This window comes from Mariprofundus erugo (genome assembly GCF_005818865.1).
Taxonomy (GTDB): Bacteria; Pseudomonadota; Zetaproteobacteria; order Mariprofundales; family Mariprofundaceae; genus Mariprofundus; species Mariprofundus erugo.
In genome coordinates, this window is sequence record NZ_VBRY01000013.1 from 16,523 (window position 1) to 41,125 (window position 24,603).

The following is a 24,603-nucleotide window of genomic DNA, read 5'->3' on the forward strand; positions in this document are numbered from 1 at the left end:
AACATGGAGTCAATTCTCATCCAGCACGCCACACTCTTTATTGCACTTGCAGCCATATTCGGGCTGTTTATGGCCTGGGGCATCGGTGCCAATGATGTCGCCAATGCCATGGGCACCTCTGTCGGCTCCGGTGCACTGACTTTCCGGCAGGCGGTCATGATTGCTGCCGTATTTGAGCTTGCCGGAGCGGTTCTTGCCGGTGGCGAGGTGACGGCGACCATCCGCAAAGGCATTATTGATATTTCATCGATTGGCGATCAACCCGAACTGCTTGTCTATGGCATGCTGGCATCATTGCTCGCAGCAGGTATCTGGCTGCTGGTTGCATCACGTCAGGGATGGCCTGTTTCCACCACTCACTCCATTGTCGGTGCCATCGTCGGATTTGGTGCTGTCGGCATTGGCATGGAAGCAGTCCACTGGGGTAAGGTTGGTACCATTGTTGCCAGCTGGGTCACCTCTCCGCTACTGGCCGGTGCAATCTCATATTTCCTGTTCAGAAGTATTCAGAAACTGATCATCAATACCGACAACCCGGCTGAAAGTGCGCGCAAATATGTACCCGCCTATATCTTTATCGTCGGTTTTATCATTGCCATGGTGACCATGGTCAAGGGGCTGACACATGTTGGTGTAAAACTGCCAATGAACCAGAGCGCCATGATTGCTGTCGCCATCGGTATCCTCATCACCGTCATCGGGGCGGCTATGATCAAACGTATCAAGTATGATCCTGAAGCGAACCGCGATTTTCATTTTGCCAGCATGGAGAAGATTTTCGGCGTATTGATGATTTTTACTGCCATGGCCATTGCCTTTGCCCATGGCTCGAACGATGTCGCCAATGCCATCGGGCCGGTCGCAGCCATTGTCGGTGTTGTTCAGAGTGCCGGTGAAATCGCAGCCAAATCTGCGACGCCGCTATGGATCCTGCTGATTGGCGGTGGCGGTATCGTGTTCGGCCTGATGACCTATGGCCACAAGGTCATTGCCACCGTTGGCACCGGCATCACCGAGCTGACGCCTTCGCGGGGCTTTGCTGCCACGCTCGGAGCCGCGATCACTATCGTTTTCGCATCAGGAACCGGCCTGCCTATCTCCACCACCCATACACTGGTCGGTGGTGTCCTTGGCGTTGGCATCGCCCGTGGTATCGGCGCACTGAATGGTGACGTCATCAAAACGATTTTCATGTCATGGATTGTCACACTTCCGGCCGGTGCCGGGTTGTCGATCCTGTTTTTCTTCCTGTTCAAAGGCGTTTTGGGCTGAATCAGCGATAAGTAACCCAGCCTCGTGAGCTGCCGGTCATCTCTGGCCGGCAGTGCCAGACTCACAGCAAAGACTCTCCGCCTCACATAATCGGAGCATCGAAGTCATCCATCGTCGAATCATCAAACACAACCTCGAACTCTGACTGAAAGGCCTCAACCACAGAGGCAACATCGCTGGCGTGCCTGAACTGGGCGATATGGCACAGGGCATCGCCCTCATACACAAGCGGCAGATTCGTGCGCCCGATAATAATACCCGATGAGGGGGCATGAATTTTTTCATCCGCACCCCCGTAAGGATCGTTAATCAGCCCCAACAGATCACCCCGACTGACATGCGCCCCCATCGGCAAGATACTGCGATAAATTCCGCTGCGCGGTGCTCTCACCCAATAGGAGCGACTGGCCACCTGGGGCACATAGGGCTTGTTGATCTTCCGTTTGGAGAGCATGCCAATCTCACGCATGACCTGAACAATGCCGCGCACTCCGGCCCGAATGGAGACCTCATCAAAACGCAGTGCTTCGCCTGCCTCATACACAATCCACGGAATACCAAGCTTGCCTGCCGCCTCACGTATCGTTCCCGGCCGCAATGCCGCATCCAGCAAAACGGAAACAGGAAATGCATTGGCCATCTGACAGGTGGCAGGGTCATTCAGGCAGGCGCGCACCTGTGGCAGGTTATCGCGGTGAATGGCAGCAGTATGCAAATCAATGCCATGCGTACATTTGCTGACCACTTCATTGAGAAAAAGAGCGGCCAGCCGGGCTGCCATGGAGCCGGTTTCAGAGCCGGGAAAGCTCCGGTTCAGATCGCGGCGATCAGGCAGATAACGGATCTGGTGGATAAAGCCATAAACGTTGACGATCGGAATAGCGACCAGGTCACCACGCATTTTAGCCAGCGCCGGATGGGTCACCAGGCGCCGGATGATCTCCACCCCGTTGATCTCATCACCATGTAATGCGGCACAAACCAGCAGACGGGGGCCGTTTTTTCTGCCTCTGATCACATGGACCGGCATATGCAGACTGGTATACGTGGTCAGCGGCGGCAGAGGAAGTTCAATAATCTGCCGCTCGCCACGGCGAACGGAGCTTCCTCCGATGATCAGTTCAGCACTCACCCCTTGCCTTTGGTACGGGTATTGCCGGCTTTGGCATTGGACTCGATAAACTCGATAATCATGCCGGCGATATTCTTGCCGGTTGCCGTTTCTATGCCCTGCAGGCCGGGTGAAGAGTTTACCTCCATCACAACCGGCCCGTGGTTGGAACGCAGAATATCAACACCGGCCATATTCAGCCCCATAATCTTGGCTGCCTGTACAGCAGTCTGGCGCTCGGCACTGCTGATCTTCACAAGCTCAGCCGTACCACCACGATGAATATTGGAACGGAATTCACCCGCCTTGCCCTGCCGCTTCATCGCTGCCACCACCTTACCGCCCACCACAAAGCAGCGGATATCGGAACCGCCGGCCTCCTTGATAAACTCCTGAACAAGGATATTGGCATTCAAACCATGGAATGCCTCAATCACACTCTCGGCGGCCTGCTGGGTTTCCGCCAGCACCACACCGATGCCCTGGGTTCCCTCAATCAGCTTGACCACCAGCGGGGCCCCGCCGACCAGTTTAATCAGATCTTCCGTATCATCGGGATAGCGGGCAAAACCGGTGACAGGCAGACCGATGCCCTTGCGGGCCAGCAGCTGCAGACTGCGCAATTTGTCCCGCGAACGAGAGATGGCAACCGACTCATTCAGCGGGTAGACCCCCATCATCTCGAACTGCCGCAGCACGGCGGTACCATAGAAGGTCACCGAGGCACCGATACGCGGGATCACAGCATCAAAATCGAGTCGCTCACCACGATATTGCACCGACGGATTCATGGAGGTGATATTCATATAGCAGCGCAGATGATCAACCACCCTGACCTCATGGCCGCGCGCTTTCGCCTCCTCAACCAGTCGCATGGTTGAGTAGAGCTTTGTATTTCTCGACAAAATACCGATTTTCATCTTTTCACCTCTAAATTTGCCCCGGACAACAGATAGGATCCTGATGGATCCACAACCAGGTGGCGGGCCACCATCGCAGTACGTCCCAGCAAGACACGAAAGCGCATCGAATCACGATTGGTCAACGTAAATTCGGCAGGAAAACTGATCGGACCGAGCACAATCGTGGTACGGATCACAGGGCGCAGTTCGCGATGGCCACCGGAATCACAGACCACCCGCTCATCGACGATCTCCGCTGCACACACGACCTGGCTATCACGACTTAATTGCACCGGGTGCATACCAAAACGAATCCATGGTGCTCCGTCCTGTGTAAAACGTTCCTGGCTGAATGCATGCAGGCAGGAGGTCCTGGCACCGGTATCGACTTTCACCTTGATGCGATCAAGCCCCAGCTCGGGAAAGGCTGCCCACTCACGCCAACCGATGGTGATCATCTCCACAGGGCAGCCTCCATTTCAGAAAATATGTTACGCATTCCTTATGCCATCCAATAGCTGAGAAGAAATCTTCCGGTCGCAATGAGCCAGGATCGAACCACCGGGTCGGCCAGCAGCCTAGGAGGGCATCATCACAATGGGAAGTAACAGCACGATGACGTCAGCAGCTCTTTACAATCGCCATGCCTGCACCGGTGCAACACATTTCAGCGGATATAGGCATCGGCTGCATACCTTCGCATCATACGATGACTATTAAAGAGCGAGGCATTCTTGCAGATCGCCCCCTGCATCACTGAAATCCAGCCATCCCGGTTATCGCGATATAACGGCAACACCACCTCCTCCAGCTTGCGATACAAGGCTGCTGCATCATTGCCATTGGCAACATCACAGCTCTCACCATCATCACAGCTTTCGCCAATGGCCCAGCCGGTCACCCCCTCAATGCACCCCTCAACCCACCATCCATCCAGTACCGACAGGTTCGGCACGCCATTAAACGCAGCTTTCATACCACTGGTGCCGGAGGCCTCAAAAGGCTTTAGCGGCGTGTTCAGCCAGATATCGGAACCGGAGACCAGCTTAAGGCCGGTTTCCATGTTATAACCCGGAATAAATACGACACGAATATCATCCGACAGTTGCCGTATATATCCGTACAGCTGCCTGATCAGCTGCTTGCCCTGTTCATCTCTCGGATGAGCCTTACCGGCAAGAACAATCTGAAACGGCTGTTTGCGTGCAATCGCCCGCAAACGTTCGATATCATAAAACAGCAGGTCCGGTCGTTTATAGGCGGTCATCCGACGGGCAAAACCAAGAATCGGCACATCGACATCAAGCGAAACATGGCACCGTTCTTCTACCAGCCTGACAAGCTCCTGCTTGGCCTCCATATGGGTCTGCCACAGCTCTTTCTTCGGAATACAGCAATCCGCGCGCAACAACTGCTCAGGCTCATGGCACCAGCCGGGCAAATGCGCATCAAACAACTTGCGAAATGGAATGCTTGTCCAGCTGTGCGGATGCACACCATTGGTGATGGCCCGTACATGGTAGCCCGGAAACATCCGCCGTGAGACCTCGGCATGGCGCTTGGCCACACCATTGACGTAATCGCTCATATTCATGGCCAGGCGGGTCATATTCAACTCTTCCCTTCCCGCCAGCAGCATCAATGTATCGTTGTCGACAAAATCATCGAGCAGGCGATGCACCAGCTCATACGGGAATCGATCCTGCCCTGCCTCCACCGGTGTGTGGGTGGTGAAATTGCACAGCTCACGCACGGCCGGAATATCATACGGACTATCCCCCGGCCGCAGACCATCCGCCGGATAGGCATGACGTCGCAACAGCTCAAGCGTCAGCAGCGCCGAGTGCCCCTCATTCAGGTGGTACTGACGCACATGAAAATCGAGCGCATGCAACAATCGGGCACCGCCGACACCGAGCACAATCTCCTGCTTCAGACGATAAGCTGCATCACCGCCATAAAGGCGATCGGTGATCTGGCGGTCGTCCGCCCTGTTTTCATCCAGATCCGTATCAAGCAATAACACAGGCTGGCGCCCGCCCAGATAACTCTCCAGCACATATAACCAGCCACTGACCCATACATCACGCCCGTCGATGACAACCGCCACCTTGGCCGGTAACGGGTGGGCGTATTTTTCCGGCGCCCATGTATCAGCGCTCTCGCTCTGCCCTCCCTCTTCGTCGATGTGCTGATGAAAATAGCCCAGCCGTGAAACCAGCGTCACAGCCACCATCGGCATCTGCAGGTCGGCTGCCGAACGCAGGGTATCGCCGGCAAGCACACCCAGTCCCCCGCTATAGGTGGGAATATCATTCTGCAACGCAATCTCCATCGAAAAATAGGCGATGCGTTCATTACGAATAAACTCTCTGAGCATGTGATCCTCCGTATGATGACGTTCTGTTCAGTGAACCATGCCGGCAAACTCGGTCTTTAGCTGTTCCAGCTGGCCATACACAATCATCTGGTCACCCGGCAGCAGCGGCTCATGCATCTGGCGGGCAGCAATCCATGTCCGCCCCCGCTCCACCCCGAGAATCAGCATCTCCCGATGCCCTTTACCGATCTGAATGATGGATTGACCTGCCAGCACCGATGAGGGTTTTACCTCAACCTTCACCAGTCCGTACCCCTCCGCCAGGTGCAATAACTCCTCCACCGGCTCGAACTCAAACAGTGAACTGCGATAGAGCATTCGCTCAACCAGTCCCTCCCACTGCTGCATCAAGCCGATATGACGGGCAATCAGATAAATACAGAGTAACCCGGCCATCAGCACGAGTACATTTCTTGGCATGTTCTGGGCCGTCGTCATCACCAGAGAGGAGGTGCCGCTGACAGTCACAGCGGCGATACCGGCATAACCACCGATCATCAGGATACTGATAATTTTTCGCCGGGTAGGATGGTTCACCACCTTTTCGGCCTCATGCGTGGTAAAACCCGTTGAGGTGAAGGCAGAAAGAGCCTGGAACTTGGCCTGATCATAGTGCATACCGGTCAGCATCAAGGCAATGGCACCGGCCCGAACAAAGAGCATGGAAATAAGAATTGCCATCAGGGTAGGGATGAGGAAATACAAACCACTCATGCTTGACCTCCGGTCTGCGACCGCACCAGGCGGGTCAGCCGCACACCATATGAGTCGTTTTATAACATGAAGTACTGCAAATATCCACTTAAGGAGATGCTGATTTATTGCCCTCCTGGCAAAAATCAGTTCGCAAAGACAAAAGCGTGGTTTTGTCTTTGCTTACAAATCAGGCACTTACGCGTCTGATTTGGCGAGCCATCCATGGCTCGCTCGGAAGCGCCGAATTAATCAGCGCTTCCTTAAGGAGGTGCTGCCCCACGGGCAGGATGCTGTGGATCACTATTCAGCTGCACATCAAACAAGGATGCGCTCAGTCGGATTCGCTGCATTACGCCGCGCCTCTGAAAAGACAACGCGGCAAACAAAAAGCCGCCCCGTTTTTCGGAGCGGCTTTTGCCTTACTCAATCATCCCAATCATCGCCCCACTCATCTTCGTCATCATCATCCCAGTCATTATGATGCTTCTTTTTTCTACCGGGATTCCACGGCATGTCCTCTTCAAATGGTTCATTATCGTCGTTTTCGGGGTCGTATCCCATGCTTCCTGCTCCATTTTATATGCGTTTCGGGGGCGCAATAACTCCCGCGCACAATTCGAAAGGCAGGTGAAAGGCATGTAAAACGGAATATTTCGCACGCAGTGGAAGAAAAAATTCTACACCTGCATGACAAGGCGGATCAGTGACCGATAAGGCTCCAGCCAAACAGCCCCAATAACGCAACCACCGTAGCCGGAATACCGACTCTGGCATGTTCGCCAAATCCGATCACCACCCCCATCTGTCGTGCCTGGGTCACCACAATCAGGTTGGCGATGCTGCCGATGAGAAAAAAGTTGCCCGCATAGGTCGTAGTGGCCGCCAGCAGATACCAGCTCTGGGCGGTATCCGGCAGCAGCGGAAACAACAACATACAGGCCGGCACATTGCTGATCAGGTTACTGAGCAGGGATGCCGCTACAATCAGGGTGCCATGCTGGTCAAGGTGAATACCGGCAGCCATCATCCACCTGCCCAGCGCTGGCAACCAGCCGGCAGCGGCAAAACCGGCATTCAGCACAAACAGAGCAGCAAACAGCGTCAGCAAATGCCAGTCAACCAGCCCCAGCATTGATCGGGTATGCATGCGTCTGGAGGCCAACAACAGTGCGGCAAGCCCGAGAGCCGACCACTCGCGGGGCACATCTGTAAAAAACAGGGCAACCAGCAGCAGTAGCAACAGCCCCCCCTTGCCACTCTGCCAGCGATCAAATCCGGGCAGTTCCGCCGTATCGCCTGCCTGCACTGCCCCGCGTACAGGCATACCTGCCGGCAACAGCTCACACCGGTACAGTTTCACCAGCAACAGAAATGTGGCCACCAGCGCCATCAGGGCCGGCGGCAGGCTCCACAGTGTAAAGGCGGCGAAATCAAGCCGACCGACCTGCCCCAGCAACATATTCTGGGGATTACCGATCAGGGTGGTCGCTGAACCAATATTGCTGGCCAGAGCCAGACCAAGCAGATGGGGCACCGGCACAACCGATGCCCTGCGACAACAGTGAATAATCACAGGAGTCAGGGCAAGACAGACCACATCATTGACCAGCAGCGCCGACATCAATGCCGAGCCGGCCATCACTCCGCCAAGAAAATGAACGGGATTTGCCAGCAACGGTGCCATTTTCAGCACCACCTGCGTATAGAAACCGCCCAGACGAAACTGGGCGGAAAAAATCATCAGCGCATAAAGCAGTAACATGGTCGACATATCCACTGCTGCAAATGCGCGATCGGCAGCAAGCGCACCGCTTACCACCATCAGCACGGCCCCGATCAGGGCAATGCCGGTCCGGTCCAGCGCCAGCCCCGGCACACGCCCCAGTGCCAGCCCGACATAAGAGAGGGCAAAAATAGCCAGCGTCAGATAGTCCATGACTTCACCTCTTGATACGATCATCTCATGCAGGGGGAGCTTACAGGGATCAGCCCCCGTCACATGGCCGGCAGAGTGGTATCAAACCATCGGCACACAACCCCTGCCCGGGCTTTGCCGAATCCACACAATAGCACAATGCTGCACTGGACAAATAATATCCTATGACACAACAATGCCGCACAATCGGAAGTCATCCGTGGAGAAAAATATGACCCAACAATATGCCAGCATTATTATCGGGGATGAGCCCGGCAAGGATTCATTGCCCATCCTGAAAGGCAGTATCGGCCCTTCAGCGATCGATGTCAGGGCACTGCTCGGCCAGAATGGCCTGCTCACCTATGACCCGGGTTTCCGCTCCACGGCCTCCTGCCAGAGTGCCATCACCTACATTGACGGTGATGCCGGACAACTGCTTTATCGCGGCTATCCGATCGAGGAGCTTGCTGCCAGCTGCAGCTTTTCCGAGGTGGCCCACCTGCTGATGTACGGAGAGTTGCCAACCGCAGAGGAACTCACCGGGTTTCAGCGCAATATCAATGATCATAATCTGCTGCATGATCAGGTACTCTCCTTTTATCATGGCTTCCGGCGTGACGCTCATCCCATGGCTGTCATGGTCGGTGTGGTTGGAGCCCTCTCGGCATTTTATCAGGACGCACAGGATTACAATCGGGATGCCGATCAGCACAAGGCCGCCATCCGTCTGGTAGCCAAGATGCCTGCCATTGCCGCAGCCAGCTTCACCTACAGCATCGGGCGCCCCATCCGTCACCCGGATAACCGTCTGGATTATGCCTCCAATTTTCTGCAGATGATGTTCGGCAAACCCAACGAGCCCTACCATGTTGATCCTGTGCTGGCCAAGGCAATAGAACTGATCCTGATTCTGCATGCCGACCATGAGCAGAATGCATCCACCTCAACCGTTCGTATGGCCGCCTCCTCCGGTGCCAACCCGTTTGCCTGCATTGCCTCCGGTATTGCCACCCTGTGGGGACCTGCCCATGGCGGTGCCAATGAGGCCGTACTCAACATGCTGGAGATGATCGGCTCACCTGACCGCATCCCCGATATCGTTCGCCGGGCCAAGGATAAAAATGATCCATTCCGCCTGATGGGCTTTGGACATCGCGTCTACAAGAATTACGATCCGCGTGCGGCCCTGATTCGCGACACCACCCGTCAGGTACTGGCTCATCTCGGCATGGAGAACAGTCCGCTGATGGCAACTGCTCTGGAGCTGGAGCGTGTCGCACTCGAAGATGAATATTTCATCGCCAAAAAACTCTATCCGAATGTCGATTTTTACTCCGGCATTCTGCTGCGTGCGATGGGCTTCCCCAGCCGCATGTTCACGGCGGTTTTCGCCGTTGCCAGAACCGTTGGTTGGGTCTCTCACTGGCTGGAGCTTAAGCGTATCGGTCACGGTATCGACCGGCCGCGCCAGCTCTATACCGGCCCGACCGTGCGTCACCTGGACAAACGCTGAATCAAAAAACGGAAAAGGCCGGCGCAAACCGGCCTTTTTTTATGGTGAATAATATTTATAGTGCATGCAATGACCCACGCATTTGATTTTCCCACCGGCCCGGACATGCATAACAATGCCATTACCGAGGCTGATAACCTTCTCGGACAGTATATTCCGCTCCATTATCACTTTCAGATGCTCGAGGATGAGGCCCGTATGTCGGGGTTCAAGGCAGCTCTCGATTATATGGTACCGACAGGAGGTACCGTGCTCGACCTTGGCTCGGGAACCGGTGTGCTCTCCTTTCTAGCCGCCCAGAAAGCCGGTCGCGTTTACAGTGTTGAACGACAGCCGGAGCTGATTGAGTGTGCCAAAGAGCTGCTGATCGAAAATGGTTGTGGCGACAAGGTCCAGCTGGAGCTCGCTGATGCGCGCGACTACCTGCCCCCCGAACCGGTGGATGTCGTCGTATGCGAAATGCTGCATTCAGCGCTGTTGCGGGAAAAACAGCTGGAGGTCATTCAGACGTTTAAACAGCACTACCGTGAGAAATTCGGCGACCGCTTACCGCTGTTTATTCCTGATGCCACCATTCTTGGCGTTGAACCGATTTGTGCCGACTTCTCATTCCAGGGCTACCATGCCCCGATCTCATTTTTTGAGGACCCTGGCCTGCTGTCCGGCCGCTATCGATCTCTCGGAGCAGTCACCCCCTACTGTATTCTCGAATACCAGGCCGATTTTCCCACGCGATTAAGCTATGACGGGCCGCTGACCATGACAGAAAGCGGCCGTTTCAATGCACTGCGCTTCGTCACCAAAAGTCTGCTGGCCATCAATCTCAAGACGGGTGACAGTATCGACTGGATGAACCTGAATCTTGTGCTTCCCATAAAGAAGCCGCTTGATGTCAGCGCAGGAGAGAGGTTTCACGTACGCTTCAGTTATGAGGCCGGCGGTGAAATTCAGTCACTGAAAAATTCTATCGAAGTCGCCAGAGAGCGATAGAGCGGTAAGCCCGGGCAAGCCTCCGCACCTAACCTTTGCCGGGCAGTAACAAGCTGTTGCGCAAAGCTGTATAGGTCACATCATTTTCCTTGCTCAGTGCCGCATATAACGACAGTGGAATGCTGCCGATACCCACAACCCTGCGAAGCAGTCCATCTTCCAGATGCCCTGCAACCAGTGCCAGTGGCAGCCATGCCGTCCCGCCAAAACGCAGCAACCAGTCGAGACCGAGCCATGCCACATTGACATCGGCAACCGCATCAGGCGTCAGGTGGGTCGATTCAATCACCCGGTTTCTGAATCCATCGCCCCAGTCAATATCGACATAGCGATCGAGTCTCGCAGCAGCCTCATCGCCTATATCCGGCGAGCAGACAAGCACCAGATCCAGATCGGTGAGGTGCTGACAGAACACCCCCGGATACTTGACCTCTTCAGGCAATACCGCGCAATCCAGCGAACCATTGATCAGCATCTGGGCCAGATCACGCCGCTCTCCGGTTCTGAGGATAAAGCTGCAATCCGGCGTGGCTGCGATCAGTGCCGCGATTTTCGGCTGCAGCCAGATCTGCCAGATCACATCGGTGGCACCCAGTCGCAAAAGCCCGCCTTCATCCCTTTTCAGCACATCCTGGCGAATATTATTCCACTCCTGGATCATGCCCTCGGCCCGCTCCTTCAGACGGCTGCCAGCCGGTGTCAGCACCACTCCGCTTCGATTGCGATCAAACAGCTGCACCCCGATTTCACGTTCAAGCTGCCTGATTCTTGAACTGACAGCCGATGGCGTTAAATGCAGAAATTCGGCGGCCTTCCTCAGCCCCTCATGCTCGGCGACAGCAAGAAATGTGCGCAATAAATGGATATCCATGTGTGCTCCGATTTTGAACATACTGAGTGATTTATTTTGCTTTACGCATGCAGACCTGCATCCACATATTTGCACCGTGTTTACCAGCACAATCATATGCTTGAGGTAGCAATCATGGCCAGACAAAGTCATTCGGCAGAAACCGACTTCTTTGAAAACGCGAAACACACCAGGAGCAAAAAAGAGGAAAAACGTAAGCGGAAGGCATATTCCGCTGACGATGATAGTGATGACGATGATGACGAGTGGTTCGATCACATCGATGAATACGACGATTTTCAATCCTTTACGAGAGAGGAACACTGATGAAAAAACATATGAAGTCCATCATGCTGGCTGCCTGCATGAGCATTGCTGCAGGTGGGCTGGTCGGCACCGCACAGGCTGAAGATCAGGGCACCGGCCTGAATCCGTGCGACATGGCCACCAACCCCTGCAATCCATGCGATATGAACAGCATGCAGGGTGATATGGGCTATCCGGATGCCGGCAATCCATGCGATCAGCAGGCTCCTGATGGTTATGGTATGGGTGACGGCATGGGCGGTGACAGTGCCATGCCGGCAGACAGCGAGCCGGGTGCTGCACAGTAAGCTGCCACAACAGCCATATGTCATCCTCTGATGACACTGAAAACGGGTCCGCACGGGCCCGTTTTTTTTCATTACGCCACGGCAGGGATGACAAACCGGGGCGGGGCAGAGCACAGGCTTGAACGTATCTCCCGTTTGCTTCATGATCCCAGAATGGAACCCATGCGTCGCACCGCCCTGATTCGCGGCATATTGCTGTTCACCAACTATTTTCTGATCATCGCAGCGCTGTACCAGTTGAAACCGGCCAGCCGCTCCATCTTTATCGAACAGGTAGGCAGTGAACACCTGCCGTATGTCTGGATTGCCACAGCCATTTCGCTGGCGCTGATTATCTCACTCTATAACAGGCTGGTTGCCCGCTTTTCACGCATGCATGTGGTGATCGGCACCGTTGCCATCCTGATCTCACTGCTTGGACTGTTCCGGCTATTGTTGAATGCACCGACACAGGTCACGGCATTCGCCTTCTATATCTTTGTCGACATCCTCAGTGTGATACTGGTCGAGCAGTTCTGGAGCCTGACCAACAGCATTAACAGTGAACAGGACGGCCACCGCTGGTATGCCCTGATCGGCACCGGCGGTCTGCTCGGAGGTGTACTGGGCGGCATGGGAGCTCATGCACTGATTACCTATGCGGCCATGAATACACTCGACCTGCTGCTGGTGGCAGCCACCATTCTGCTATTGCTGATGGCGCTGACACTGCTGATGCAGCGGTGCGGCCTCTATCACGAACAATCAACAGCCGCTCATGAACGCCATGTCGACAGCGGCTTCTGGCGTACGATCATCGGCAACCGTTATCTGACACTGATTGCAGCGCTGCTACTGTTATCACAAATCATTGAGCCACTGGTCGAATTCCAGTTTATGCATGCCGTTGAGGCAGCCTACGGTGACCGTGAGGCGAGAACCGCCTATCTCGGCAGCTTTTTCAGTCTGCTCAGCGGCGTTGCCATCGCCATTAACCTGATTCTTACCCCACTGATCCACCGCTGGCTGGGGGCAATCGCCGGCCTTGCCATGCAACCGCTGTCGGTGGCTGTCAGCACCATGTTTTTTATCGCCAACCCGACCCTGCTGACCGCTGCTACACTGAAGATTGCCGATCGGGGACTCTCCTATTCGATCAATCGCGCCTCCAAAGAGCTGCTCTATATCCCCATTGATGCTGTACTGATTTTCCAGGCAAAAGCATGGATTGACATGTTCGGCTACCGGGTTTTCAAGATTCTCGGCTCGGTCATGATCCTGCTGCTCACCCAATGGCTATGGTTCACGGTCTCTGTACCGGCCACCGGCTGGTTAAGCCTGATCATCTGCATCACCTGGATGGCCGTATTAGTCGGGGTCAAACGCGAGTACAGAAAGGTCTCCCGTCACTCGCTCAACAATACAGACCGATAAAAGCTGCTCTCATGAGGAAGGCGCAGCCGGACAAGCCATGCGCTTACGCCATGGCGCGACACCGACTCAGGCAGCTACGCTCCGGATCAGTCCCACAGCTCATCATCACCATCATTGAGCATGGCATCATCATCCACCCCGGCATCACTTGCCTCCACAGCTCCTTCACCCTTACGGGAGGCTTCAAAGCGACTGATAAAATCATCCGCATAGCGCTGTTGTACCGAAATCGTCTCTTTCAGTTCAGCCGCAGCGGCAAGAAGCATGCGCGCCTTATCAGAGATATTTCCCGTTGCATGCGAAACCTTCACAATTTCACTGTCGATGTAATGCATCTGCTCGGCTGCCAGGCGGGCGCCATGCGAGATCTCTCTGGCCGCCTCGGACTGCTCGGCCATCATCAGTGAAACCTCCTGAGAAACGCTGTTGGTCTGGGTAATAACATCAGCAATCGAATCAATACTTTGCGTCGCATATTCACTCTGCTGCTGCACCTGATTGATCAAATCAGTAATCTCCGAAGTCGCTCGTGCCGTCTGGTTTGCCAGCTCTTTCACCTCACTCGCCACAACGGAAAAGCCACGTCCGGCCGCCCCGGCGCGAGCCGCCTCAATATTGGCATTCAGTGCCAGCAAATTGGTTTTCTCGGCAATCCCGCTGATGATCTGGACGATAGAGCCGATCTTCTCGGTTGAGGCAACAAACTGGGCAATCGTGCGCGAGGCCTGCATGGAGCGCTCTACCGCCTGTCCGGAGACATCCGAGGCATTTGCCGTACGTTCCGTCACCACGGCAGTAGATGAAACAATCTCCTCGGAAGCTGTAGCTGTGCCAGTGACATGCTCTCCCGCCTGCTTGCTGCTGAGCATGGCGTTATCCGCCTGCTCGGACATCACCTGCGCCTCCTCTGCCAGTGCAACAGCAATCTGATCAATGGAGGCTGATACAGATGCCACCAGCTCTGTCACCCCCTCCAGCTTCCGTTCAAAGCTCAGCACCAGCGCCTGCTCCTGCTCCTGTGCCTGCGCCCTCTTATCCAGCTTCTCACGCTCACTTTTAATGGCAAACTCACTCAACACCATGCCCTGATGCAGCTCATTGCGCATCACCTCCAGTGTTTGAATCAAATGTCCGAGCTCATCCTGGCGACTGGTCCTGATCGGGGTGATCATATCCCCCCTCTTGATGTTGCGAATATCATGCTCCGCCTCATCAAATCCCAGAAAGATAGAACGGTTGAGCAGCCAGCCGGAGATAAACATCAACAGTATCGTGACCGGCACAATCACCCATATCTGCTGGTAGGCACGATCGACCGCTGTCTTCACCTGTTCTTTGGCATGGGCAATCACATGAATCGACGATGCCTCCAGCCGGTCGGACAGATCACCCAGTGCCTGCAGGGCAGCTGCGTCATTCACCTCAACCTGTGGCAAAATATCCCTGATGCTATGGCCTTCAGCACGCATACGGCGCACGACCTCAAGATGACTGTGATATTGTGCCATCGCCCGTTCAATCAACTGCAGATCATCCAGCTCATTTTGACTGATACCCTCAGCCTTGCGATAGTGATCAACCTGTAGCAAAAATTGCTGATAATCTCGCTGAAAGTTTTCAAAATATGCCTTCTCACCCCTTAAAAGATAATTTTCAAAATGATGAATCAGCCCTCCGTAACCGATCGCCTGCAGAAAGCCCCGCATCGCCACCTGCCTGACGTAGATGGTTTGATAATCACCTGCAAACCCGGATGAAATCCCTGATATATATGCAATTTGGCGGTCCGTTGCTGTAAACACCTCATCATTCAGCTTACCCATAGCATCAATATAGGGAGTGTCATCCACCCGCACTGCTGCATCCACGGAGGCAATGGAAGCGCCCTGTGCCCCCATCGTTCTGGCGACCTCAATGGCCTTTCTGTATTTCCCGATCATCTGGATCAGTCGCATTGCCATTTCATTATTTTCCCGGCTCACCAAACCAACCCGCTCGATATGGTGCAACTCCTCCGAAGCCTCGCCACTTTCCTGTAGAAAATACTCAAGATCCTGAGCTTTTTGCCTCAGTATATAATCCTTGAAGTGATGAATGGCCCCGCCGTAGCCAAGACGGGCAAGCGTCTGACTGACCTGATGCTGTTTCAGCTGCAAGGTCTGCAATGATTCAAGGCTGTTCAACGCTTCGCCCTTCACTAACCCGTTAATACCGATCCAGCCCACCCAGATCAGTCCGATCACTCCGAAGATCAAGGCAAGGTTCATTTTGGTACGAATCGACAAATGTGTTAAAGCCCGACGTAACGATGCAAGAGCCACTGGATCCACCCCTTATCTTTTACTTGCTTAAAACGCTGGATGCACTGCCATCCAGTCAGCGTTTCAATGCCGGCCATAAAGGCCGGTAAAGGAAAAAAATCACACAACTTCCTTTTCCTGCAGAATCACGACAGGTACGCAGTGAAATCAGATCATCTATTTTAATGATTGGAAGCAATTCAAGTGCCACCTGCCCAACAGCTTGTCAGTCATCGATCCATGGACCGGAGACAGAGCAGCAGAGGATTGATGTTAATCATGGCGGCACTACTGGATCACCACTCCGGACGGCATCAGAAAGGCAATCAAATAAAAGGATTTTCAACTTTACATGGCGAATCCCCACATACGTGCCGGATTCAATGCGCGACATCGTCACCCTGCACCGGACAGCAACAAACGCACTCCCCACGGGGACATAATAACTGGCCCGATGATTGCTTCTGTATTGGATGACCAATCGAATCCGGAGTTGCCAATGAAACTGACCAGCCCACTACCATGGTTCATGCTGATACTGCTGATGACAGGGCTGAATGGCTGCAACAGCGTCCAAAAGCTTATCGGCAGCGAAAATGCAGCCATGCTGGAGAGCCTGACCAGCTCCAAAAGCATCACCTCACGTATTCAGCATATTGACCAGGCCAATGACCGACAGGCAGCACGCAATATCATCATCCAGGAACTTCTTGCCGAGTCGGACCGCAAATGTGCCCTTGTGCTTAAAGAGGTTCCCGAGCAGATCAACAAATGGCATCCGGGATCGGTCGACGGGGACAAACTGACAACGATGCTGACCGAAAACATCGCCAAACGAGAATTTGACCCGCTCAATGATGAGCTGACAAACAACCCGCTGGCTGCCACAGAAAACCCGCAAAAGGAGCTGGCAGACACCATCATCTCGGTCATTGAGAAGCAGCGTCAACAAATCCTCTCAACGTTGAAAACACGGGAGGAGATCGATATTCATGGCTATTCCATGCGACAGGCACTGCAGGATATTCGCTATTATCACAACAGCTGCTCCATCCCCTACGGCATCTCGACGGTTGCTGCCTCGACAACACCAGCCATGACACCGGAAGAAAAACAGGCCGCCATTGATGCGCTGATGCAACTGCGTCAAACCCTGATCGAGCAGGGCATCAGCACGCGCGCCGTACAACAGAAAATCGATGCGGTGATCATGGCCAAATAGCAGTCCGGGCGACTGACACACGCCGATCATTTCAGGCCTGTTTCCCCGCTCATCTCAACGTGATGGACGGCGAATCAATGTCAGCTTTGGAAAAAATTGGCAACGACGCTATATTCCGCACTTCAGTTCAAGACACGGGAGTAGCCAGTGAGCAATAGTTTCGGTGCAAAAAAGAGCCTGTCGGTAGGTGACAGCAGCTATACCTATTACGCCCTGGAGGCGGCCGGGGATGTCACCCGTCTCCCTTATTCAATGAAGATTCTGCTGGAAAACCTGCTGCGCCGCGAAGATGGTGCCGTTGTCAGCCGCAGCGATATTGAAGCGATTGTGCACTGGGATGCGGCAGCTGAGCCATCCAAAGAGATCGCCTACATGCCGGCACGCGTGCTGATGCAGGACTTTACCGGTGTACCTGCAGTCGTCGATCTGGCCGCCATGCGCGATGCAGTGGTGGCACTCGGTGGCAACCCTGAACAGATCAACCCGCTGGCACCGGCCGAACTGGTCATCGATCACTCTGTCCAGGTGGACCACTTCGGCTCCGATGATGCCATGGGTAAAAATGCCGAGATCGAATTTGAGCGCAATCGTGAGCGCTATAACTTCCTGAAATGGGGCCAGATGGCCTTTGATAACTTCAAGGTCGTTCCGCCGGATACCGGCATTGTGCACCAGGTGAATCTGGAAAATCTGGCACGCACCGTCTTTGTTGATCAGGATGGCGTGGCCTACCCCGACACACTGGTCGGCACCGATTCGCACACCACCATGATCAACGGTCTTGGCGTACTCGGCTGGGGTGTTGGCGGCATTGAAGCAGAGGCTGCCATGCTCGGTCAGCCCATTTCGATGCTGATCCCGAAGGTAGTCGGCTTTGAACTGACCGGTGCATTGCCCGAAGGCGCTACCGCCACCGATCTGGTACTGACCATTGTCGAGATGCTGAGAAAGCACGGCGTGGTGGGTAAGTTTGTCGAATTCTATGGTGCTGGCCTTGATCATCTGCCACTGGCTGATCGTGCCACCATCGCCAACATGGCACCGGAATATGGCGCCACCTGCGGTATTTTCCCGATTGATGATGAAACCCTGAACTATCTGCGCCTCTCCGGCCGTTCGGAAGAGAATATCGCACTGGTTGAAGCCTATGCCAAAGCACAGGGCATGTTCCGTGATGCATCCAGCGTAGCCGATTACAGCGAGACACTGGCGCTGGATATGGCCACTGTCGTTCCATCCATCTCCGGCCCCAAACGTCCGCAGGATCGTATTGCGCTGACTGACTCAAAAGCAGCTTTCAGCAAAGCTGTAGCGACGATCAAGGCTGAAGCCGGTTTAAGCTCCAGCGCCGTAACCACACAGATGGGTGGCCGTGAAGTCACGATGCAGGATGGCGCCGTGGTGATTGCCGCTATTACCTCCTGCACCAACACATCCAACCCATCCGTGATGCTCGGTGCCGGCCTGGTTGCAAAAAAAGCAGCCGCTCTCGGCCTCAATTCAGCGCCATGGGTCAAAACATCACTCGGTCCCGGCTCACTGGTAGTGACCGAATATCTGGAAGGCGCCGGCCTGATGGAACCACTGAAGCAGCTGGGCTTCCACGTGGTCGGTTATGGCTGCACCACCTGTATCGGCAACTCCGGCCCGCTGCCGGCTGAGGTTTCCAAAGCCATCAGCGATGGTGATCTGGCTGTCTGCTCGGTCCTTTCCGGCAACCGCAACTTCGAAGGACGCGTCCATGCCGAGGTACGTCTGAACTATCTGGCTTCACCACCGCTGGTGGTTGCCTATGCCATTGCCGGCACGATGAATATCGACCTCTATCATGATCCGATCGGCAAGGGGCGCGATGGTCAGGATGTCTACCTGAAGGATATCTGGCCAACTCAGGCTGAGGTTGCTGAAGCGGTTGCCAGCGTCAGCCGTGAACAGTTCACCAAATCCTATGCCGATGTCTTTGCCGGCGACGCCAACTGGCAGGCACTGGCAGCACCAACCGGTGATCGTTTTGACTGGCAGGATGACTCTACCTATATCCAGAATCCGCCTTACTTTGCCGGCATGGGCAAGGAGCCGGGCACCATCGGCGATATTGAAGGCGCACACGTCCTGGCTCTCCTGGGCGACTCCGTCACGACCGATCATATCTCACCGGCAGGCTCCATCAAGGCTGACTCACCGGCAGGTCGCTACCTGCGTGAACATGGCGTTGAGCAGAAAGACTTCAACTCTTACGGCTCCCGTCGCGGTAACCATGAAGTAATGATGCGCGGCACCTTTGCCAATATCCGCCTGCGCAATCGTCTGGCCCCCGGAACTGAGGGCGGCGTGACCCTGCACCTGCCGGGTGGCGAACAGATGAGCATTTATGATGCGGCCATGAAATATCGTGAAACCGCCACACCGGTCATCCTGATTGCCGGCAAGGAGTATGGCTCGGGCTCTTCGCGTGACTGGGCCGGCAAGGGACCAGCCCTGCTCGGTGTCAGAGCAGCCATTGCTGAAAGCTATGAGCGTATTCACCGCTCCAACCTGGTCGGCATGGGCATTCTTCCCCTGCAGTTCAAAGAGGGCGAAAGCGCCGAGTCACTCGACCTCTGTGGCCATGAAGTCTTCAGCATCACCGGCATCAGGGCCGGTGCACGTGAAGTCACGGTCACGGCCGATGATCGCTCATTTACCGCGATTGTACGCATCGATACACCGAAAGAGTGGGAGTACTACCAGCACGGCGGCATCCTGCACTACGTACTGCGCCAGCTGGCCGGCAAAGCGGAATAAACCCATCCCCCATGCGTATGGCAACATACGCATGGGGGATGCTGCCCGCCTCTCTGTAAGCGCGGACCTCAAACCATCAGCAATACATCAACATTTCCATCGCATCACTCGCCCCTGTCACGGCAGCTGCATCGCTTGTCGATCCATGCGCTTCTGTGCAAGCCGCATTGTTTGTGATCTGTGACACATACCGAACACATTGACCGGTTAGCCTTGGCGCAGTGCCCTCTGTCGGAGTACCGCACTCAATCAATAAAATCCATGGAGCCTACTATGAAAAAGCTTGTATCCATCGCCTTCATCATGTTGCTCACCGGACTTTCGAGCGGCAGGGCATGGGCTGGTGACATCATTAAAAGTGAGCACCAGGCTCGCGTCGCGTCCGCTTACTTCGAAGAGAATATGCAGGTATATATTGGCGGCACATGGCGTATCTGTTCCAATTTCCGCAATACCTGGCAGGAGGGGTTCAAGCAGGCCAATGCGGATCTTGAGGCTTCCTTCGCCTATTACGCAACGGCTTCCGATCAATTTATTCGCACCCACAGAGCAGCCTTTGAGCTGGTCAACTCCATTGCTCACCATTATCTGCACAATAACTGTCCGGCCATACCAGGTGCATTCGAGATCGTGGATAAAAGTAATCAGTTCAATGAGCGAAGCCAGATCGCTGCCAACAGCCCGGCCCGACAACTCAACTGAGTCACAACTCACTCCCCTGTATCGGAGTCTTCTGCCCCGCACAGCCACAAAAAATCCGCAGTAGACTTAAGTCAAAAACAGGCATCTAATACTGACAGCCTCATGTAAAACTTATACTCACGGAGATCACCATGACGACACTCAAACGATTGCAAATCATGACATGTCTGCTGGCCTTCCTGGCGCCGTTGCCTGCACTGGCAGCCAGTGCGGATGAGATCAATGCCAAGGTTACGGCAACCCTGCATGATTTTTACAAAACGGTACGCGGTGGCAAGGAGCTTGCCGGTAAGGCCCGCGGTATTCTTGTCTTTCCCGAGGTGTACAAGGCAGGCATTGGTATTGGCGGGGAATATGGGGAAGGAGCACTGCGGGTCGGTGGCAAGACCGTCGCCTATTATAATACCGCAGCAGCATCCATCGGCTTTCAGCTGGGAGCCCAGGTCAAATCACAGGTCATTCTGTTCATGACGGCCGATGCACTGAAATCGTTCCGCGCCAGCAGTGGCTGGAAGGCAGGTGTCGATGGCAGTGTGGCGCTGGCTTCGCTGGGTGCAGACGGATCAGTGGATAGTGATACGGCGAGAAAGCCGATTATCGGATTCATTTTTTCAAACAAGGGACTGATGTATAACCTCACGTTTGAAGGAAGCAAAATCAGCAAGATCGACAAGTAAAAAGTGCCTGCCATGCATGGCTGATCCGGCGGAATCAGCTGTTTGAAGCTGTGCATGGCTGCATAAAAAGGATTGAACTGATTCGATGTCTCTGGAACATCTGGTACCGGCTCTTCAGCTATCGATCGGCCCGGTGATTGTCATATCGGGTGTCGGCCTGGTTATGTTATCCATGACCAATCGTTTTGCCCGCGTGATCGATCGATCCAGAGAGCTGGCAGAACTGTTACGCAACGATGCAACATGTGAAACCCACCATGTGCAAAAGCAGCTCGAGATACTGATTCGCAGAGCCCGCTTGCTACGTCGTGCGATTGAATTCGCCTCAACCAGCCTGCTGCTGGCGGCATCGCTGGTCATCAGCCTGTTTCTGGTGGTGTTACTGGCGCTGGAGGCATCACTATGGATCAGCACACTGTTCATACTCTGTATGCTCTGCCTGATCATATCGCTGGCCTATTTTATCGCTGATGTGAATATATCACTATCGGCACTCAGCATTGAAACCGGCATCAACCGATAAACCGGCTTGCTGCGATCACACAAACTGCAGCGCTTGATACCGGCATGAAGCGCATCTGATCATGAAAAGCTTTTGCCACACCTGTCAGGGAGATACTGATTGATTGCCACCCTGGCAAAAATCAGCATCTCCTTAGCGGTGCCAGCAGAAGCCTTCAAAACAGATGCGGAGTGATTGCCACTCTGACAATCACTCCGGCAAATGCGCGCTTTTCCCTTTGACCTAGAAGTGATAGCCGACGGTGCCGACAACACCCCACATTCTGGCCTTGGAGCCAGCTGCAAACACAGCGCCCTGGTTCAGCTTGACCGGGAACATATACTGGGTCCACTCGCCACCGACAGAAATCTTGTTATCCATATGATAGTCAACACCGGCGCCCAGGCTCAGGCCGGTCTTGAGCTGGGTCTGGGTGAACGTACCGGCAGCAGAGGCCGACTTACCCTTGATACGTGCTGTGGTCGCACCGGCCAGCATGTAAAGATCGACATCAGACGAGACCGGGTATTTGAATTTGCCGAGGTAGGAAACGAACACCGGGCTGGAGAAAGAGAGATCGGTTGCAGATGCACCCACAACACCGGCTGCATAGCTCTTCTTGTCATTACCGGTCATACCAACGCGCAGCTCAGCACCAAAGTATTCGTTTACATCAGCGCCAAAACGAAGGAATGCGCCAACAGATGCATTCTTCTGATCAATACCGGTCGCCTTGTAATCCACGCTGACTGCACCTGCACCAAGACCTGCATAATATGCGATATCCTGTGCCTGTGCACTGGATGCCATACCGGCAATTGCCAGACCGAACGCGGCAGAAGCGATTACTTTTTTCATCTTGTCTGTCTCCTTGAACACGGACACGCAGGCCCGCCATTGATTATCGCGGAAACGTATAAATCAAGACTGAAATGAAACTGAAAAAATCGGGGAAATCGATGACCTGAACGGCACAGACTCCCGCTTAGTCGGCACGCTCTCCCGGCGTCGGAAGCAGCCCTGTCACAAAGGCTTCGGCATCAAATGGCATCAGATCTTCAAGCGTTTCCCCCACGCCGACGTAGCGGATTGGCAAACCGAACTTGCGCGACAGCTGCAGCACAATGCCACCTTTTCCTGAACCATCGAGTTTGGTGACGATCAACCCTGAGGTGCCGGCCACGGCTCTGAACTTTTCAACCTGAACCACTGCGTTCTGGCCGGTACCACCATCCACAACCTGCCATACTTCATGGGGGGCATCCGGACAGGCCTTGGCAATCACCCGTCGAACCTTGGCCAGCTCATCCATCAAACCGCGATCGGTCTGTACTCGCCCGGCCGTATCGACAATCACCACATCATAGTTGCGCGCCATACCTCGCTGAACGGTATCGAAGGCAACTGCCGCAGGATCGGCCCCCTCGTGCTGACGTACCATATCGGCACCGGCACGCTTGACCCACACAGCCAGCTGCTCCACCGCGGCAGCACGGAACGTATCACCGGCCCCCACCAGCACTGTCTTGCCCTGCTGGCGGAACATGGTCGCGAGCTTGCCGATCGTCGTGGTCTTTCCGGTTCCGTTCACGCCCACCACAAGCAATACAAACGGCCCTGATTTCGGTTCATTCATGGCACCGGCAACCGGCAACATCTCCAGCATGGATGATTTCAATGCTTCCACCGAAGCACCACGGCGCTTGCGTACGGACTTGATCAACGAGGCTGTCAGCTCCCCGCCACAGTCGGCCATGATCAATCCGTCCTCGATATCCATCCAGTCCGCATCCGATAATGCCTCGACATTGCGTCCCGGCATCAGCTGCGCCAGCCCTTCCCGGCTGCGGGCCAGTCCTTTCTTCAGTCTGGAAAAAAATGAGGACATAGTCTCTCCCACCTAGTCTGCTATCACCGGACCCGATCAACTCAAGTCCATCCCCCGATGATGAAAGCGTACCCTACCTGAGCCGTTGCGCTTTTGGCAGATGCATCGTAAGAAAATCCACCTCAAACCGGGCGGTCTTCATCATCGGCATCATCCATAGCGCAGGGAGGGTCAGGAAACACCAAGGCAGCGGATACGCATCCAAACATACATCAAAAGTACACAATATGACTTATCTCTGTTTTTATGCAATATTTGCGCCTCTGTTATCAGTTAAACTCAAGTCGGGGATCTCATGATGCGCCACCTAACCGTTGTTCAGCTTATCAACCGTACTCTCGCTGCCGCAGCATTATTGTTGCTTTGCTCAACAGCAGCGTACGCCAACGACAGCAGTGATGCGGTGAATTTCCGCTGGCTGGATGACAAGGGCACTCAGCACTCTCTGCAGGAGTATCGGGGCAAGCCGGTACTGGTTCACTTCTGGGCCTCATGGTGCGGACCATGCCGTCAGGAGATGCCGGCACTCACAGCATGGCTGAAAGTGCATCCGGAAGTCACCATCATCCCGGTCTCTCTCGATAACAGTATTGAAGATGCACAGGCATTTCTTGACAGTCATCACTTCGCACTGGCCGCGCAGCTGACCGACTCTACCCAGCTGCAGGGCCTTGGCGCCCGCGGCCTGCCCACCACCCTGGCCATTGCCTCCGATGGCAGCATCACCGCCCGCCAGACAGGTACCCTGCCATGGGAAGATCAGGAGTTTTCAGACAAGGTTCTGAACATGCTCAAACCCTGAATTCCTGCCTGCGGGGGAACGACTCCCCCTTCACAGTCGGGATAATATCCGCATGATGCGCATGTAA

At 54.6% G+C, this 24,603-nt stretch carries 23 protein-coding genes; 12 read left to right on the plus strand and 11 right to left on the minus strand.

What is annotated here, in order from left to right; all coding sequences use genetic code 11:
• The first annotated feature begins 3 nt into the window (after positions 1–3).
• Entirely contained in the window at positions 4–1,272 is a 1,269-nt protein-coding gene (locus tag FEF65_RS11995) for an inorganic phosphate transporter (RefSeq protein WP_138240068.1), read from the plus strand.
• An 82-nt stretch (positions 1,273–1,354) separates the two neighbouring features.
• Here FEF65_RS11995 and FEF65_RS12000 read toward each other — a convergent pair whose 3' ends face one another.
• The 7 genes from FEF65_RS12000 to FEF65_RS12025 form a co-directional block, all read right to left on the minus strand.
• On the minus strand, positions 1,355–2,404 hold the full coding sequence (locus FEF65_RS12000; RefSeq protein WP_170304450.1) for a succinylglutamate desuccinylase/aspartoacylase family protein: 1,050 nt from the start codon (positions 2,402–2,404) through the stop codon (positions 1,355–1,357).
• Entirely contained in the window at positions 2,401–3,303 is a 903-nt protein-coding gene (gene rimK, locus FEF65_RS12005) for a 30S ribosomal protein S6--L-glutamate ligase (protein ID WP_138240069.1), read from the minus strand. The genes FEF65_RS12000 and rimK overlap by 4 nt, the downstream gene beginning before the upstream one ends.
• Positions 3,300–3,743, minus strand: coding sequence for an ATP-dependent zinc protease family protein (locus tag FEF65_RS12010; protein WP_138240130.1), 444 nt, complete (start codon positions 3,741–3,743; stop codon positions 3,300–3,302). The genes rimK and FEF65_RS12010 overlap by 4 nt, the downstream gene beginning before the upstream one ends.
• 209 nt (positions 3,744–3,952) lie before the next feature.
• Entirely contained in the window at positions 3,953–5,665 is a 1,713-nt protein-coding gene (glgP, locus tag FEF65_RS12015; RefSeq protein ID WP_138240070.1) for an alpha-glucan family phosphorylase, read from the minus strand.
• Between the two features lie 27 nt (positions 5,666–5,692).
• Complete coding sequence (locus tag FEF65_RS12020) at positions 5,693–6,379, minus strand: TrkA C-terminal domain-containing protein (protein WP_138240071.1); 687 nt, start codon at positions 6,377–6,379, stop codon at positions 5,693–5,695.
• Positions 6,380–6,784: 405 nt separating this feature from the next.
• Positions 6,785–6,922, minus strand: coding sequence for a hypothetical protein (locus tag FEF65_RS13505; protein ID WP_162847930.1), 138 nt, complete (start codon positions 6,920–6,922; stop codon positions 6,785–6,787).
• Positions 6,923–7,061: 139 nt separating this feature from the next.
• Positions 7,062–8,297: an SLC13 family permease gene (locus tag FEF65_RS12025; RefSeq protein ID WP_138240072.1), complete on the minus strand. Its 1,236-nt coding sequence runs from the start codon at positions 8,295–8,297 to the stop codon at positions 7,062–7,064.
• 211 nt (positions 8,298–8,508) lie between these two features.
• Here FEF65_RS12025 and FEF65_RS12030 point away from each other — a divergent pair, with 211 nt between their 5' ends.
• Both FEF65_RS12030 and FEF65_RS12035 read left to right on the plus strand, forming a co-directional pair.
• The gene (locus tag FEF65_RS12030; protein WP_138240073.1) at positions 8,509–9,792 is read left to right on the plus strand and encodes a citrate synthase; all 1,284 of its coding nucleotides are present in this window, start codon (positions 8,509–8,511) and stop codon (positions 9,790–9,792) included.
• Positions 9,793–9,861: 69 nt separating this feature from the next.
• Positions 9,862–10,782, plus strand: a complete 921-nt coding sequence (locus tag FEF65_RS12035) for a methyltransferase domain-containing protein (protein ID WP_138240074.1) — start codon at positions 9,862–9,864, stop codon at positions 10,780–10,782.
• A 28-nt stretch (positions 10,783–10,810) separates the two neighbouring features.
• On the opposite strand, the gene FEF65_RS12040 is transcribed toward FEF65_RS12035, so the two are convergent.
• Positions 10,811–11,653 carry a LysR family transcriptional regulator gene (locus FEF65_RS12040; RefSeq protein WP_238701385.1) on the minus strand — a complete coding sequence of 281 codons (843 nt, stop codon included), beginning with the start codon at positions 11,651–11,653 and terminating at the stop codon, positions 10,811–10,813.
• 96 nt (positions 11,654–11,749) lie between these two features.
• Here FEF65_RS12040 and FEF65_RS12045 point away from each other — a divergent pair, with 96 nt between their 5' ends.
• The 3 genes from FEF65_RS12045 to FEF65_RS12055 all read left to right on the plus strand — a co-directional run bounded on the left by FEF65_RS12045 (position 11,750) and on the right by FEF65_RS12055 (position 13,659).
• Positions 11,750–11,959 carry a hypothetical protein gene (locus FEF65_RS12045; RefSeq protein WP_138240076.1) on the plus strand — a complete coding sequence of 70 codons (210 nt, stop codon included), beginning with the start codon at positions 11,750–11,752 and terminating at the stop codon, positions 11,957–11,959.
• Positions 11,959–12,246, plus strand: coding sequence for a hypothetical protein (locus tag FEF65_RS12050; protein ID WP_138240077.1), 288 nt, complete (start codon positions 11,959–11,961; stop codon positions 12,244–12,246). Before FEF65_RS12045 ends, FEF65_RS12050 begins: the two co-directional genes overlap by 1 nt.
• Positions 12,247–12,399: 153 nt before the next feature.
• Entirely contained in the window at positions 12,400–13,659 is a 1,260-nt protein-coding gene (locus FEF65_RS12055; RefSeq protein ID WP_138240078.1) for an Npt1/Npt2 family nucleotide transporter, read from the plus strand.
• 86 nt (positions 13,660–13,745) lie between these two features.
• On the opposite strand, the gene FEF65_RS12060 is transcribed toward FEF65_RS12055, so the two are convergent.
• Complete coding sequence (locus tag FEF65_RS12060; RefSeq protein WP_161595243.1) at positions 13,746–15,926, minus strand: methyl-accepting chemotaxis protein; 2,181 nt, start codon at positions 15,924–15,926, stop codon at positions 13,746–13,748.
• A gap of 532 nt (positions 15,927–16,458) precedes the next feature.
• Here FEF65_RS12060 and FEF65_RS12065 point away from each other — a divergent pair.
• The 5 genes from FEF65_RS12065 (at position 16,459) to FEF65_RS12085 (ending at position 21,867) form a co-directional block, all read left to right on the plus strand.
• Positions 16,459–17,181: a hypothetical protein gene (locus FEF65_RS12065; protein WP_138240080.1), complete on the plus strand. Its 723-nt coding sequence runs from the start codon at positions 16,459–16,461 to the stop codon at positions 17,179–17,181.
• 147 nt (positions 17,182–17,328) lie between these two features.
• Positions 17,329–19,965 carry an aconitate hydratase AcnA gene (acnA, locus tag FEF65_RS12070; protein ID WP_138240081.1) on the plus strand — a complete coding sequence of 879 codons (2,637 nt, stop codon included), beginning with the start codon at positions 17,329–17,331 and terminating at the stop codon, positions 19,963–19,965.
• A 273-nt stretch (positions 19,966–20,238) separates the two neighbouring features.
• On the plus strand, positions 20,239–20,667 hold the full coding sequence (locus tag FEF65_RS12075) for a hypothetical protein (protein ID WP_138240082.1): 429 nt from the start codon (positions 20,239–20,241) through the stop codon (positions 20,665–20,667).
• Between the two features lie 131 nt (positions 20,668–20,798).
• The gene (locus FEF65_RS12080; protein WP_138240083.1) at positions 20,799–21,344 is read left to right on the plus strand and encodes a BPSL1445 family SYLF domain-containing lipoprotein; all 546 of its coding nucleotides are present in this window, start codon (positions 20,799–20,801) and stop codon (positions 21,342–21,344) included.
• Between the two features lie 85 nt (positions 21,345–21,429).
• Positions 21,430–21,867 carry a DUF2721 domain-containing protein gene (locus tag FEF65_RS12085; protein ID WP_138240084.1) on the plus strand — a complete coding sequence of 146 codons (438 nt, stop codon included), beginning with the start codon at positions 21,430–21,432 and terminating at the stop codon, positions 21,865–21,867.
• A gap of 222 nt (positions 21,868–22,089) precedes the next feature.
• On the opposite strand, the gene FEF65_RS12090 is transcribed toward FEF65_RS12085, so the two are convergent.
• On the minus strand, positions 22,090–22,704 hold the full coding sequence (locus FEF65_RS12090) for a porin family protein (RefSeq protein WP_138240085.1): 615 nt from the start codon (positions 22,702–22,704) through the stop codon (positions 22,090–22,092).
• A gap of 127 nt (positions 22,705–22,831) precedes the next feature.
• On the minus strand, positions 22,832–23,734 hold the full coding sequence (gene ftsY / locus FEF65_RS12095) for a signal recognition particle-docking protein FtsY (protein WP_138240086.1): 903 nt from the start codon (positions 23,732–23,734) through the stop codon (positions 22,832–22,834).
• Positions 23,735–24,029: 295 nt separating this feature from the next.
• On the opposite strand from ftsY, the gene FEF65_RS12100 reads away from it, so the two are divergent.
• On the plus strand, positions 24,030–24,536 hold the full coding sequence (locus FEF65_RS12100; RefSeq protein WP_238701386.1) for a TlpA family protein disulfide reductase: 507 nt from the start codon (positions 24,030–24,032) through the stop codon (positions 24,534–24,536).
• Positions 24,537–24,603 lie beyond the last annotated feature (67 nt).